This window comes from Haemophilus parainfluenzae, from assembly GCF_014931375.1.
In the GTDB taxonomy this organism is placed as follows: domain Bacteria; phylum Pseudomonadota; class Gammaproteobacteria; order Enterobacterales; family Pasteurellaceae; genus Haemophilus_D.
In genome coordinates, this window is sequence record NZ_CP063117.1 from 127538 (window position 1) to 142025 (window position 14488).

Genomic DNA, 14488 nt, shown 5'->3' on the forward strand with positions numbered 1-14488 from the left:
AAAAAAGTGCGGCTATTTTTTCCTGTAATTTCCCCTCTTTTGTAAAGAGGGGGCTAGGGGGAGATTTAAACGATATTGAATTTAGTATGAGCTTGAGATCACTTCTGCCAAATCTCCCCTTCCCCTCTTTGCTAAAGAGGGGGATAGTTAGATAAATTAATGTCTAAAATGTCTCATTCCAGTTAATACCATCACCATATTATGTTCATCCGCTGCATCGATGACTTCTTGATCGCGCATTGAACCACCTGGATGGATAACACATTGAATCCCTACTTTCGCCGCCGCATCAATACCGTCACGGAATGGGAAGAATGCATCAGATGCCATCACACAACCGGCTACGGTTAAACCTTCATCCTGTGCCTTAATCCCTGCAATCTTCGCAGAATATACGCGGCTCATTTGGCCTGCACCAATGCCGATAGTTTGATTATCTTTGGCGTAAACAATGGCATTCGATTTCACAAATTTTGCCACTTTCCAGCAGAACAATAAGTCTTTTAGTTCTTGTTCAGTTGGTTGACGTTTACTTACCACTTTTAAATCATCCACGCCAACCATGCCTAAATCCGCATCTTGTACTAATAAACCGCCGTTTACACGTTTAAAATCCAAACGTTCAGAACGAGAGATCCATTCACCACATTCAAGTAAACGAACATTTTTCTTACGTTTCACGACTTCTTGCGCTTCAGCTGATACTTTCGGTGCAATAATCACTTCAACGAATTGGCGCTCCACGATTTCATTCGCAGTTTTTTCGTCTAATTCACGGTTGAAAGCAATAATGCCACCAAATGCAGAAGTTGGATCGGTTTGGTAAGCGCGGTTGTAGGCGTCTAAAATATCTTTACCTAAAGCTACACCACATGGATTAGCGTGTTTAACGATCACGCAAGCCGGCTCATCAAATTCTTTCACGCATTCAAGTGCGGCATCAGTGTCAGCAATATTATTGTAAGACAAGGCTTTACCTTGTAGTTGGTGGGCTGTAGCTACACTTGCTTCTTTCACATTTAAATCAACATAGAAAGCCGCATTTTGATGAGAGTTTTCGCCGTAACGCATGGTTTGTTTACGCACGAAGTTAAGGTTTAAAGTACGTGGGAATTGACCGCACTTCGCATTCGCGTCTTCTTCCTCTGCCACATGATACGGTTTCACCATTTGTCCAAAATAGTTGGCAATCATAGAATCATATTGAGCGGTATGTTCAAATGCTTTAATCGCAAGGTCAAAACGAGTTTCAAGTGTTAGGCTGTTGTGGTGTTTATCCATTTCAGCAAGAATGTTGTTAAAATCATGATTATTCACCACGATCGCCACATCTTTGTGGTTTTTCGCTGCAGAACGCACCATGGTTGGTCCGCCGATATCGATATTTTCTACCGCGTCTTCTAACGTACAATTTGGCTTCGCTACTGTTGCGGCAAATGGATATAAATTCACAACGACCATATCAATGCCTTCAATGCCATGTTGCTGCATAATAGCGTCATCTGTACCACGACGACCAAGAATACCGCCATGTACTTTTGGATGTAAGGTTTTCACTCGACCGTCCATCATTTCAGGGAATCCCGTATAATCAGACACTTCTGTCACCGGTAAACCATGTTGCTCCAATAATTTTGCGGTACCGCCAGTGGAAAGTAGTTTTACACCACGCTGTACTAAGCCTTGAGCAAATTCTACGATACCGGTTTTATCAGAAACACTCAGTAAAGCCTGACGAATTGGACGATCTGTCATTACATTTTCCTTTCATTAAATGGTTAAAAATAAGCGGGGGGAATTATAGCGCAAACGTTTGCGTTTATATAGAAAAAATTTTCCTGGTAAGCGCACTTAAAGTGCGGTGATTTATTTAAGCGATTTTAAAAACAAAAAAGCCCGCAAAATGCGGGCAACAAAGTAATGAGATGATTGATTAACGTTTGCGGTTATCTAGAGCAAATGCGCCAGCACCCGCAAACACAAAATAGAAGAACACTAAAGAATAAAGTAAAGCGAGTTCACCACCGTTCGCGATTGGGAAGAATAAATTCCCTTTACCTGCAGCGTGCATAAAGAAATACGCATAAGCCATTTGACCAGAAAGGATAAATGCCGCAGGGCGAACAAATAAACCTAAAATTAATAGGATTGAACCGACAATCTCAATTACCCCACCGACGATCATCAGTGGATCGCCCACTGCGCCATTACCGCCCGTCATCGAAATTGGGAATTCCCAGAATTTCGCTGTGCCGTGTAAGATAAACATATACGCGGCGACGATACGTAATAAAGCTAAAACATACGGAGAGTATTTTTCTAAGTTTTTCATAAAGTTTTCCTAATAAAAATAAAAAGTGATTTGAGAACGGGGTGTATATTAATGATTAACTCAAAGCCAAACAATACCTCAAATCGAAAAGGACTTTTTACTATTAGGAAATAATTTTATGCTTTACTGATTTTCTCAATCCATTGTAAAAACTCAACTGGTGGCATGAATCCGTTAACACGACTCCCCTCAATTTCTTTTCCATCTCGGTTAAAGAACAAAATAGTCGGTAAACCTAACACTTTATATTTTGCCATTAAAGCGCGGTTTTCTTCGGAGTTTTTTGTCATATCAACCTGAAGGAGCAGCATGTCATCAAAGGCTTTTTGTACACTTTGATCACTGAATGTTTCTTTTTCAAACTCTTTACAAGCGACACACCAATCCGCATAAAGATCGAGCATCACAAGCGGTTTGTTATTTTCCACCAGAACTTGTTGCAATTCAGCTTCGCTTTTCACTTTCTTAAATTCAACATGAGAAACCGCTTTATTTTCGACCGCACTTGGTGCTTGGCTTTCGCCCCACACCCAAGTTTGAAGCGGTTTAACACTAATCATGGCTGCCACTAAAAAGAGAATTCGGAATACCCAACCGGTACCATTTTTTGGCATTTGGAAAGCAAACCAAATAAAGAATGCGGTACCAAGCATCGCCCATAATCTTGGCGTCCATTCATCCGGCAAAATACGAGAAATTAAGAATACTGGTAACGCGAGCATCACAAAGCCAAAGAGCTTTTTAACGGTTTCCATCCACATGCCTGATTTAGGCAAGATTTTATTCCCAAATAAAGTGATTAAAATCAGCGGTACGCCCATACCCAACGCGAGCAAATAAAGCGTGAGCGCACCCGTAAATAAATCACCACTCTGCGCCACATAAAGCAAGGCGCCAGAAAGCGGTGCTGACGTACAAGGCGAAGCCACAAGCCCTGCAATCATCCCCATTAAGAACACGCCACCAAAGGCACCAGCTTTTTGCTGTTGGCTAAGTAAAGACAGTTTTGTTTGTAAGGAGCTTGGAAGCTGTAAAGTGAATACACCGAACATCGACAATGCTAACAAGACAAAGATGATTGATAAGCCAATCATCACATAAGGATGTTGTAAAGCGACTTGGAATGGCAAACCAATTGCAGCCACAATCAAGCCTAGCAAGGTATAAGTCAGCGCCATCCCCTGCACATATACAAAACTTAATGCGAAAGCGCGCCACATATTAGGGCGTTGATTTTGACCAATCACTATCGCTGAAAGCAACGGCAGCATTGGTAACACACAAGGGGTAAAAGCCAAACCTAAGCCCAATAAGAAAAAGCCAAATACGGCATATTTGCTATTAAATAAGCTTTCCGCTAAACGATCTTGCTCTGCTTTAGGTTGTGCGGAAAGTGCGGTCGATTTTTCCGATGTTTTTTCAGTATTAGCAATCTGTGCGATAGGCAAATCAGCCACTTTGATTTCTTTCACTTCAGGCGGATAACAAAAGCCCGATGTACAACCTTGGTAAGCAATTTCAACCACATCTTCGGCTTTTAATGGCGGATGGCTTGCTTTAAAAATAGCTTGCACGGGCTTTTTGAAAATCTTCATTAAGCCAAAATAAGGATCGTTATAATCTTCAGGTGAAATAGAAAATGTCGGCACATCAAATGATGAGGTTTCCTCTTGGTTGAGCTTCACAGAAATTTTCTCTTGATAGAGATAATAGCCTTCTGCAATAGACCAATTGACGATCACATTTTCTTGATTCTCGCTTTTCGCAGCTGAAAATTGAAAAGCCTCATCCACAGGTAAGAAAGCCGGTTTCTTATCAAAAAGACCGGCTTGAGTGGAAAGAGCGGTAAAAATAAAAAATAAAAAAAGAAGAATTCGCTTCATCATAAAGTCCCAACTATTGTTCCTACTAAAATTCTAGCATAGATCAAAAGAATGTTAATAATTTATGACTTAGATCATAAAATTAAATGTAATTTAAACAATGACCGCACTTTTCTGTTGTTACAGCAATGTTACAATTATAGAATATGCCCATAACAAAGAATAACAAGGAGCAACGAATGGCTACCCCCAAAATTCTCATCGTGGAAGATGAAGCGGTAACCCGTAATACGTTAAAAGGAATTTTTGAAGCTGAGGGCTATGAGGTATTACAAGCACAAGATGGTGCCGAAATGTATCGTCAGTTAAGCTCAGAAACGGTTAATCTCATCGTATTAGATATCAACTTACCCGGTAAAAATGGTTTATTACTGGGCCGTGAATTACGTGAAAAAACACCTATTCCTCTGATTTTCCTCACAGGGCGAGATAATGAAGTTGATAAAATTTTAGGTTTAGAAATTGGGGCCGATGATTATCTCACTAAGCCATTTAACCCAAGAGAACTCACCATTCGTGCAAGAAATTTATTGCATCGTACGATGACATTAAATGGCAAAGAGGCCCATTTACAACGTGAGAACTATCGTTTTAATGGTTGGACACTGGATTTAAATAGTCATAATTTAATTACACCTGAAGGCACTGAGTTTAAGCTACCGCGTAGTGAATTTCGTGCCATGTTGCATTTCTGTGAAAACCCAGGAAAATTGCAAACTCGCGAAGAATTATTGCTAAAAATGACAGGGCGTGAATTAAAGCCACAAGATCGTACTGTGGATGTAACAATTCGCCGCATTCGGAAACATTTTGAAGATCATCCTAATACACCTGAAATCATTGCTACCGTGCATGGTGAAGGTTATCGTTTCTGTGGTGAATTAGAAGAATAATCTCTCATTAAGTAACAAAAGGCTGAGTCAAATCAGCCTTTTGTTTTTTTGCTATCCAGGGCGAGATTCGGTAAAATCAACGCCAATTTACGATTAATGAACAACGGATACCAATGACCAAAAAGAAAGTCAAAGTCGGCTCCAACACCATTGCCTTAAACAAACGAGCTCGACACGAATATTTTATTGAAGATGAAATTGAAGCCGGCCTTGAATTACAAGGTTGGGAAGTGAAATCAATGCGCGCAGGTAAAGCCAATATCAGCGATAGCTACATCATTTTTAAAAACGGTGAAGCCTATTTATTTGGTGCGACCATTCAACCATTAAGCTTGGCCTCTACTCACGTGGTTTGCGATCCAACGCGTACACGTAAGCTTTTATTGAATAAACGTGAACTAGATAATCTTTTCGGTAAATCAAGCCGTGATGGTTTTACTATTGTTGCCCTTTCTCTTTATTGGAAAGGCCCTTGGGCTAAGATCAAAATCGGTCTTGCGAAAGGTAAAAAACAACATGATAAACGTGATGATATTAAAGAACGTGAATGGAAAGTGGCGAAAGAGCGTATTATGAAAAATGCGAATCGTGGATAACTGTCCAACCAAACAGACAAAATGCCTTTCAATCGAAAGGCATTTTTCTTTTTCTCAATATGAAAAAAATTCTCATGGTTATGAATAAAAGTACATTGATAATCATTCTCTTTTAAATTAGTATCTTCGCCCAATTCTTTTCGTTATATAAGGAGCTCTAATGAAAAAAGGCATTCACCCTGAAAATTATCGTACCGTTTTATTTTATGATTCCAACGCGAAACAAGGCTTTCTGATCCGCTCTTGTGCTAAAACTAACAACACCATGAAATGGGAAGATGGTAACGAATACCCTGTATTTATGTGTGATACCTCATCTGCATCTCACCCATTTTATACCGGTAAAACCCGTCAAATTGGGAATGAAGGTCGTGCAAGTGAATTTGCAAACCGCTATGGCAAATTTGGTGCATTTAAATCAAAATAGGAATATTCAATGAAAGTATTATCTTCGCTAAAAAGTGCTAAAAACCGTCCTGGCTGCAAAATTGTTCGCCGCCACGGTGTCGTTTATGTCATTTCGAAAACCAACCCTCGCTTTAAAGCACGTCAAGGTGGGAAAAAGAAAGGTTAACAGCAATAAAAAAAGAGCGGTCAATTTCCGCTCTTTTTTTCATTTAGGCATTAAGGTTTATAAATAAACTCAACGCCTTCTTCATCTTCTTCGTCCCAATCATCCCAGTCGTCATCTTCATCATCAAATTGATGTTCAGAAAGCTGTTCTTGATGGTAGTCTTCCCATTTGAATTTCACTTCTTCCGGTTTATTTTCTTCTACTTCAGCGTCACGCGGATTCGCTTCAATGAAATCCATAATATCACGACAAAGTGGCGGTACATTCTTACCGGTTGCGGCAGAAATGAGGTGATACCCTTCTTCCCAACCAAGACGCTCGGTAATCTCTTGAGCTCGTTCATGCGCCTCTTCTTCTGTCATCGTATCAATTTTATTGAAGACTAACCAACGCGGCTTATCTGCCAATTTTTCGCTATATTGGAATAATTCTGACTCGATGATCGCAATATTATCTGCAGGATCGGATTCATCAATTGGGTTAATATCTACTAAATGAATTAACACACGACAACGTTCCAAGTGTTTTAAGAAACGAATCCCTAAACCAGCGCCATCCGATGCACCTTCAATCAATCCAGGAATATCTGCCACCACAAAGCTATGACTCTCATCCACTTTCACCACACCTAAACTTGGTACTAAAGTGGTAAATGGATAATCAGCGACTTTTGGTTTTGCGGCTGAAACGGCACGAATAAAGGTGGATTTACCCGCATTCGGTAAACCTAGCATCCCGACATCCGCAAGAAGCATTAATTCTAATAATAAATCACGTTTTTCACCTGGTGTACCCATGGTTTTTTGGCGAGGCGCACGGTTCACTGAAGATTTGAAACGTGTGTTCCCTAAACCATGATAACCGCCTTTTGCCACTAACATTTTAGCGCCATGCTTTGTTAAATCGCCAAGCACTTCTTTGGTATCATTATCAATTGCACGCGTTCCCACCGGCACACGTAACGTAATGTCTTTACCGCGACGACCGGTACAATCTGAGCTATGGCCATTTTCACCACGCTCTGCAGCAAAACGTTTCGTAAAGCGATAATCGATCAAAGTATTTAAGTTTTCGTCTGCAACCAAATAAACATCACCGCCATCACCGCCATCCCCGCCATCTGGGCCACCTTTTGGGATAAATTTTTCACGGCGGAAACTTACACAACCGTTTCCACCATCCCCTGCTTCCACACGAATCAGGGCTTCATCAATAAATTTCATAAAAACTCTCCAATATTTAACCGCACTTTACTTTGATTGCGGTAATAATTTATGTCCGATTGCCGACAAAATTGCTCCGCATACTACAACAAACGCCCCAATATAGCTAATCATATTTAATTCTGGTGCGGCAAAATTCTCAGGGCTCACATAATGGGCAAGATGGGCAAAGAAAATGGTAAAGAGTGGTACTAAGGTTATCACTACGCTTACTTTAGAAACCTCCCAACGATTAAGTGCCTCAGCATAAGCCCCATAACCAAATAAGGTATTTAAGCAGCAATAAACAAAACAACCGAATGCAAACGGGGTGAGGTTACTCACTTGTGAGAATTCAGCTACAGGTGTAAAGACTAAAAGACAGCCGAAATACATCATTAATAAAATTTGTTGCGAACTAAAACGACGGAGCATAAGCTTTTGTGCCATACCATAAGCCACCCAAACTAATGAAGCAGTCAGGCTGAGTAAGACACCTGTTAAATAACCACTCTCTCCTTTAAACACATCAAGCTTGTCATTGAAGAAAAGCACCAACCCAGCCAATAACAGACCTAAACCAATCTTTTGATGTAATCCGAGCTTTTCTTTAAAGACAAAAATACCGCAAATTAACATACCAAAAGAAGAAAAATGAATAAAAATTTGGGCTGAAGAAGGATCGATAAAATTAAGTGAGCTATTAAATAAAAAGAAATTACCCGCTAATCCTGCTACACCGATGAGTACAAGCCAAATGAAACGACCACCTTTCGAAAATTGTGGCAATTTTTTCTTGTAACCTAACAGAATCAATAGTGCAAGAGAAGCCACCGCAAATCGATACCAGACGATCGTTTGTGGTGTCATCACTGATAGAACCTGTTTTAACGCAATAGGTAAAGATCCCCACGCCATCGCCGTAATTAAAGCGAAGAGAAAACCTAAAAGCGGTTGTTGTTTCATGATATCTTCCTTTATTTTACTAAAGTGCGGTTAGGAATTAAGATAAATTTCGACTAAGAAATATCAAGATAAGCAATAGTGCCAGAATAACAAATGTGATTGATGATTGTAAATTACAGATAAAAAAGAAAACGCCCCACAGATAATGCGGGGCGTTTATCAAATCAGATGTAAAATTATTCAGTTACAATACTTACGTATTTACGGCTTTTCTCGCCTTTAACTTCAAATTTTACTTTACCGTCAGCGGTAGCAAATAAGGTGTGGTCACGACCCATACCTACGTTGTTACCTGCGTGGAATTTAGTACCACGTTGACGTACAATGATGCTACCTGCTAATACAGATTCGCCACCGAAACGTTTAACACCAAGGCGTTTAGCTTCAGAATCACGACCGTTACGAGTTGAACCACCAGCTTTTTTAGTTGCCATCTACTTGATCTCCTCTGAAATTATGCTTGAATCCCAGTGATTTTCACTTCTGTGAACCACTGACGATGACCTTGTTGTTTACGGCTGTGTTTACGACGACGGAACTTAACGATTTTAACTTTATCGCCACGACCTTGTGCCACAACTTCAGCCACTACTTTCGCGCCAGCTACTACTGGTGCACCAATTTTAACATCTTCACCATTAACGACCATCAACACTGAGTCGAACTCAACTGTTGCGCCAGTTGCAAGTTCAAGTTTTTCTAAACGAACTACTTGACCTTCGCTCACACGGTGTTGTTTACCGCCACTTTGGAAAACTGCGTACATAAATACTCCGCTATAATTGTGCTTCTCCGTTACTATTTTCGGTCCGCACTTCAAAATTCATATAAATAGGTTGCAAATTCTACGGAAAAAACAACTCGATCGCAAGCACTTATTTGCAATAAAATAAAAAAAAGCGCTTTTCCTCGAGTTTAATTTCAGAAACCCTGAAAAATCGGGTAAAATTCACCGCACTTTTCTTTTATATACACAACCATCGAACCAAATGAAGATGAACAAACAAGATTTAATGGATATGCATGCAATCCAAGCATTAACAGATGCGGATATGCAGAAAGTCAACCAAGCCATTTTAGCACAAATTAACTCCGATGTGCCGATGGTTAATCAGCTTGGTTTTTATATTGTACAAGGTGGCGGAAAACGTATTCGACCACTTATTGCGGTTTTAGCAGCACGTGCATTAGGCTATGAAAGCGATAAAGTGGCGACTTGTGCTACCTTTGTAGAATTTATTCACACGGCTTCTTTATTACATGATGATGTGGTAGATGAATCGGATATGCGTCGTGGTCGAGCAACGGCAAATTCTGCCTTTGGTAATGCGGCTAGCGTATTAGTGGGAGACTTCATTTATACTCGCGCCTTCCAGTTAGTGGCGCAGTTACAATCGCTAGATATTCTTCGCATTATGGCGGACGCCACCAACGTGTTGGCTGAAGGTGAAGTTCAACAATTAATGAACGTGAACGATCCGGATACCACTGAAGAAAGCTATATGCGCGTGATTTATAGTAAAACGGCACGTTTATTTGAAGTGGCAGCACAATCTGTTGCAATTGTTGCAGGTGCTGAAAAATCAATTGAAACCGCATTTCAAGAATATGGTCGCTATCTTGGTACCGCATTCCAATTAGTAGATGACGTGCTAGATTACAGCGCAAACGCTGCAGCATTAGGTAAAAATGTGGGTGATGACCTCGCTGAAGGTAAGCCTACTCTTCCTTTATTACACGCAATGCGTCACGGCAACCCACAACAAGCCGCGCTTATTCGCGAAGCTATTGAACAAGGCGGAAAACGTGATGCAATTGATGAAGTGCTTGCGATTATGGCAGAACATAAATCCCTTGATTACGCGATGGATCGTGCGAAACAAGAAGCGAAAAAAGCGGTTGATGCCATTGCCTTATTACCTGAAAGTGAATACAAAAAAGCCTTAATTTCACTGGCTTATTTATCGGTAGACCGAACTTATTAATATGACTGAAGAACAAATTCAACCGCAAAGTGCGGTCGATTCTCAACCTAAATTTCAAAAAACACGTAAACAAAAAGTGCGCAAGGATCCCAATGCGCCTTTTATTCGTGAAAAACTCGAATTACCTGAAGGGCATAATAAGCTACTTCTCCACTCTTGCTGTGCGCCTTGTTCGGGTGAAGTGATGGAAGCCATTTTGGCCTCAGGTATTGAGTTTACGATTTATTTTTACAACCCGAATATTCATCCATTGAAAGAATATTTAATTCGTAAAGAAGAAAACATCCGATTTGCCCAAAAATTCGGGATTCCATTTATTGATGCAGACTACGATCGCCAACAATGGTTTGATCGCGCAAAAGGCATGGAGTGGGAACCTGAACGTGGCATTCGCTGCACCATGTGTTTTGATATGCGTTTTGAAAAAGCTGCTGAATATGCTCATGAACATGGCTTCCCTGTATTTACCAGCTGTCTTGGTATTTCTCGCTGGAAAGACATGGATCAAATTAATGGTTGTGGTCACCGTGCGGCTGAAAAATATGATGATGTGATTTATTGGGATTACAACTGGCGTAAAGCAGGTGGATCGCAACGCATGATCGAAATCAGTAAACGCGAACGTTTTTATCAGCAAGAATATTGTGGCTGTGTTTATTCTTTACGAGATAGCAATAAATGGCGTGAAGAAACAGGGCGGCAAAAAATTGAAATTGGTAAACTCTATTACACGCCAGATTAAAAAACACATAAAAAAAGAACCGCACTTTCAACATGCGGTTCTTTTTTATTTAATCTACGATGGTACGCCCACCTAATGCATTCTCTAAAGAATGATCTAACTGCTGAATTCGCGTACATAACACGTTTTCAATCTGGGCATTTTTATTCTTTTCTTGGGTTAATTCAAAACTTAAATTCAAGGCAACAATAGAAAGCACTCGGTCTAATTGTAATAAACCTGTACGCTCTTTCATTTCAGACACTTGAAGATCTAAATTACGCGCCGCTTGACGCAAAATCTCTTCTTGTTCTGCAGGGACATTCAAGCGCAGCACTTGCCCTAATACAACAACTTCAACCAGTTTTAATGACATGTTATTCCCTTATGTTGAATGCTCAAGTGAGCCTATTATGCCACAGCCAAACGCCTTCGTCATACTTTTTACGTTTAATTGACCGCACTTTATCCGTTCGCCCCATTTCGCAATTTACGCTATAATGCGACACTTTTCATTATTTTTGAACGGAATATTTATGCCAACTATCGCTCCTAATCCATTAGTCCTAGTGGACGGTTCATCTTATTTATATCGTGCTTTTCATGCTTTTCCGCCACTCACCAATTCAGCCGGCGAGCCGACTGGTGCCATGTACGGTGTATTAAATATGCTCAAAAGCCTGATTTCGCAAGTGCAACCGAGCCATATTGCGGTAGTCTTTGATGCAAAGGGCAAAACGTTCCGTGATGAAATGTTTGAACAATATAAATCCCATCGTCCACCGATGCCGGACGATCTGCGCAAACAAATTCAGCCATTGCACGATATTATCCGTGCCCTTGGCATTCCTCTGTTAGTCATTGAAGGCGTGGAGGCTGACGATGTCATCGGTACCTTAGCGGTAGCGGCTTCTAAAACCAATCAAAAAGTCTTGATTAGTACCGGTGATAAGGATATGGCACAACTGGTGGATGACAACATTATGTTGATCAACACCATGAATAACACCTTATTAGATCGCGAGGCCGTGATTGAAAAATACGGTATTCCGCCAGAACTCATCATTGATTACTTAGCGCTAATGGGCGATAGCGCCGATAATATTCCAGGCGTTGCGGGTGTCGGTGAAAAAACGGCTCTCGGTCTCTTGCAAGGTATCGGCAGCATGGCAGAGATTTATGCCAACTTAGACAAAGTGGCCGAATTGCCAATTCGTGGGGCAAAAAAATTAGGGGATAAATTATTGGCTGAAAAAGAAATGGCCGATTTATCCTATCGTCTTGCCACGATCAAAACCGATGTCGCTCTCGATATCACTCCGGAACAACTTACCCTTGGTGCAAGCAATAACGATCAACTCACTGAATATTTCGGCCGTTATGAATTCAAACGTTGGCTCAATGAAGTGATGAATGGTGCTGATTCCATTACTAATAATAACGAACGACCAACCAAGATTAATCACTATCAAGCTACGCCTGCGCTCGCTCAAAATAATGACGATGAAACATTGCCGGCAATTCAAATTGATCGTAGCCGTTATGAAACCTTGATCACCGAATCGGATTTAAATCGTTGGGTAGACAAACTCAATCAAGCCAAACTTTTTGCTCTAGATACTGAAACCGATAACTTAGATTATATGGCTGCCAACTTGGTGGGCATTTCCTTTGCGTTCGAAAACGGTGAAGCGGCTTATTTACCGCTACAATTAGATTATTTAGGCGCACCAAAAACGCTTGAAAAAACAACCGCACTTGCTCTGTTAAAACCGATTTTAGAAAATCCTGCTATTCAAAAAGTCGGGCAAAACTTCAAATACGATCTCACTATTTTTGCTCGTAATGGTATTGATGTGCAAGGTGTGGCTTTCGATACTATGCTTGAATCCTACGTGCTCAACAGCACAGGCCGTCATAATATGGACGATCTGGCGAAACGTTATTTAGGGCATCAAACCATCAGTTTTGAAGAGATTGCAGGCAAAGGTAAAAATCAGCTGACCTTCAACCAAATTCCGTTGGAAAAAGCCGCCGAGTACGCTGCGGAAGATGCTGATGTAACGATGAAGCTGCAGCAAGTGCTATGGGAAAAACTCTCTAAAGAACCTACTCTTAAAAAACTCTTTAAAGAAATGGAATTGCCGTTGTTAGGCGTACTTTCCCGTATGGAACGTCGCGGTGTTTTAATTGATAGCGATGCGCTATTCCTACAATCCAACGAAATTGCTAACCGTTTAAGTGAATTAGAAGAACAGGCCTATGTCTTGGCGGGACAGCCATTTAATTTAGCCTCTACCAAACAATTACAGGAAATTTTATTTGATAAATTAGGTTTGCCGGTCATTCAAAAAACACCAAAAGGGGCGCCATCCACCAACGAGGAAGTATTGGAGGAACTCGCATTTAGCCATGAATTGCCGAAAGTGTTGGTAGAACATCGTGGTCTCAGCAAACTAAAATCGACCTACACTGATAAATTACCGCAAATGGTAAATCCGCAAACTGGTCGAGTGCATACTTCCTACCATCAAGCGGTGACAGCCACCGGTCGTCTTTCATCAAGTGATCCGAATTTACAAAATATTCCGATTCGTAATGAAGAAGGTCGTCGTATTCGTCAGGCATTTATTGCGCGCGAAGGCTTTACTGTTGTGGCAGCCGACTATTCGCAAATCGAGCTACGCATTATGGCGCACCTATCACAGGATCAGGGCTTAATTAATGCCTTTACCCAAGGCAAAGATATTCACCGCTCTACTGCGGCAGAAATCTTTGGTGTCTCACTAGATGAAGTGACTTCCGAACAACGTCGTAATGCTAAAGCGATTAACTTCGGGTTAATTTACGGTATGTCAGCCTTTGGCTTATCGCGTCAACTCGGTATTGGCCGTGCCGATGCTCAGAGCTATATGGATTTGTATTTCAAACGCTATCCGGGCGTACAAACTTTTATGCACGATATTCGCGAAAAAGCCAAAGCCCAAGGCTATGTAGAAACCCTATTCGGCCGTCGTTTATATCTGCCAGATATTAACTCTTCTAATGGTATGCGCCGTAAAGCTGCCGAACGTGTCGCGATCAATGCACCAATGCAAGGCACCGCCGCAGACATTATTAAACGTGCCATGATTCAATTGGATCAAAAACTACAAAACGATCCCGATATTGCGATGATTATGCAGGTGCATGATGAATTGGTGTTTGAAGTGCGGTCAGAAAAAGTCGCGTTTTATAGCGACCTCATCAAAACACAAATGGAAAGTGCCGCTGATTTAGTGGTGCCATTGATTGTAGATGTGGGGCAAGGCACTAACTGGGATGAGGCTCACTAAC

At 41.0% G+C, this 14488-nt stretch carries 15 protein-coding genes; 7 read left to right on the forward strand and 8 right to left on the reverse strand.

The genetic code is table 11. The annotated features are described in order from the left end of the window. Positions 1 to 156: 156 nt before the first annotated feature. The 3 genes from purH to INP95_RS00625 all read right to left on the reverse strand — a co-directional run bounded on the left by purH (position 157) and on the right by INP95_RS00625 (position 4215). Positions 157 to 1755 (reverse strand): bifunctional phosphoribosylaminoimidazolecarboxamide formyltransferase/IMP cyclohydrolase, encoded by a 1599-nt coding sequence (gene purH, locus INP95_RS00615; RefSeq protein WP_197560695.1) that lies wholly within the window; start codon positions 1753 to 1755, stop codon positions 157 to 159. 178 nt (positions 1756 to 1933) lie between these two features. Then, the gene (locus INP95_RS00620; protein WP_197560696.1) at positions 1934 to 2332 is read right to left on the reverse strand and encodes a DoxX family protein; all 399 of its coding nucleotides are present in this window, start codon (positions 2330 to 2332) and stop codon (positions 1934 to 1936) included. Between the two features lie 116 nt (positions 2333 to 2448). Beyond that, the gene (locus INP95_RS00625; protein ID WP_197561021.1) at positions 2449 to 4215 is read right to left on the reverse strand and encodes a protein-disulfide reductase DsbD; all 1767 of its coding nucleotides are present in this window, start codon (positions 4213 to 4215) and stop codon (positions 2449 to 2451) included. 179 nt (positions 4216 to 4394) lie between these two features. Here INP95_RS00625 and arcA point away from each other — a divergent pair, with 179 nt between their 5' ends. The 4 genes from arcA to ykgO all read left to right on the forward strand — a co-directional run bounded on the left by arcA (position 4395) and on the right by ykgO (position 6278). Further along, the gene (gene arcA / locus INP95_RS00630) at positions 4395 to 5108 is read left to right on the forward strand and encodes a two-component system response regulator ArcA (RefSeq protein WP_070582579.1); all 714 of its coding nucleotides are present in this window, start codon (positions 4395 to 4397) and stop codon (positions 5106 to 5108) included. Between the two features lie 113 nt (positions 5109 to 5221). Next, positions 5222 to 5704 (forward strand): SsrA-binding protein SmpB, encoded by a 483-nt coding sequence (gene smpB, locus INP95_RS00635; RefSeq protein ID WP_005695438.1) that lies wholly within the window; start codon positions 5222 to 5224, stop codon positions 5702 to 5704. Positions 5705 to 5864: 160 nt separating this feature from the next. Next, positions 5865 to 6131 (forward strand): type B 50S ribosomal protein L31, encoded by a 267-nt coding sequence (locus INP95_RS00640; RefSeq protein WP_005695437.1) that lies wholly within the window; start codon positions 5865 to 5867, stop codon positions 6129 to 6131. Between the two features lie 9 nt (positions 6132 to 6140). Continuing rightward, positions 6141 to 6278 carry a type B 50S ribosomal protein L36 gene (ykgO, locus tag INP95_RS00645; protein WP_005695435.1) on the forward strand — a complete coding sequence of 46 codons (138 nt, stop codon included), beginning with the start codon at positions 6141 to 6143 and terminating at the stop codon, positions 6276 to 6278. Positions 6279 to 6328: 50 nt separating this feature from the next. Here ykgO and cgtA read toward each other — a convergent pair whose 3' ends face one another. The 4 genes from cgtA to rplU all read right to left on the reverse strand — a co-directional run bounded on the left by cgtA (position 6329) and on the right by rplU (position 9212). Beyond that, complete coding sequence (cgtA, locus tag INP95_RS00650; RefSeq protein ID WP_197560697.1) at positions 6329 to 7501, reverse strand: Obg family GTPase CgtA; 1173 nt, start codon at positions 7499 to 7501, stop codon at positions 6329 to 6331. 27 nt (positions 7502 to 7528) lie between these two features. Continuing rightward, on the reverse strand, positions 7529 to 8446 hold the full coding sequence (locus INP95_RS00655) for a DMT family transporter (protein WP_197560698.1): 918 nt from the start codon (positions 8444 to 8446) through the stop codon (positions 7529 to 7531). A 176-nt stretch (positions 8447 to 8622) separates the two neighbouring features. Then, a complete protein-coding gene (gene rpmA, locus INP95_RS00660; RefSeq protein WP_005539872.1) occupies positions 8623 to 8880 on the reverse strand; it encodes a 50S ribosomal protein L27 in 258 nt (85 codons plus the stop codon). Positions 8881 to 8900: 20 nt separating this feature from the next. Continuing rightward, on the reverse strand, positions 8901 to 9212 hold the full coding sequence (gene rplU / locus INP95_RS00665) for a 50S ribosomal protein L21 (protein ID WP_005695431.1): 312 nt from the start codon (positions 9210 to 9212) through the stop codon (positions 8901 to 8903). 229 nt (positions 9213 to 9441) lie between these two features. On the opposite strand from rplU, the gene ispB reads away from it, so the two are divergent. Both ispB and INP95_RS00675 read left to right on the forward strand, forming a co-directional pair. Beyond that, positions 9442 to 10431 carry an octaprenyl diphosphate synthase gene (gene ispB, locus INP95_RS00670; protein ID WP_005697829.1) on the forward strand — a complete coding sequence of 330 codons (990 nt, stop codon included), beginning with the start codon at positions 9442 to 9444 and terminating at the stop codon, positions 10429 to 10431. A gap of 1 nt (position 10432) precedes the next feature. Next, positions 10433 to 11173 carry an epoxyqueuosine reductase QueH gene (locus INP95_RS00675; RefSeq protein ID WP_049362358.1) on the forward strand — a complete coding sequence of 247 codons (741 nt, stop codon included), beginning with the start codon at positions 10433 to 10435 and terminating at the stop codon, positions 11171 to 11173. A gap of 49 nt (positions 11174 to 11222) precedes the next feature. Here INP95_RS00675 and INP95_RS00680 read toward each other — a convergent pair whose 3' ends face one another. Beyond that, positions 11223 to 11528: a cell division protein ZapA gene (locus INP95_RS00680; RefSeq protein ID WP_005695425.1), complete on the reverse strand. Its 306-nt coding sequence runs from the start codon at positions 11526 to 11528 to the stop codon at positions 11223 to 11225. Positions 11529 to 11688: 160 nt separating this feature from the next. Between INP95_RS00680 and polA the strand changes: the two genes are divergently transcribed. After that, positions 11689 to 14487: a DNA polymerase I gene (gene polA, locus INP95_RS00685; protein ID WP_197560699.1), complete on the forward strand. Its 2799-nt coding sequence runs from the start codon at positions 11689 to 11691 to the stop codon at positions 14485 to 14487. The last annotated feature ends 1 nt before the right edge of the window (position 14488 follow it).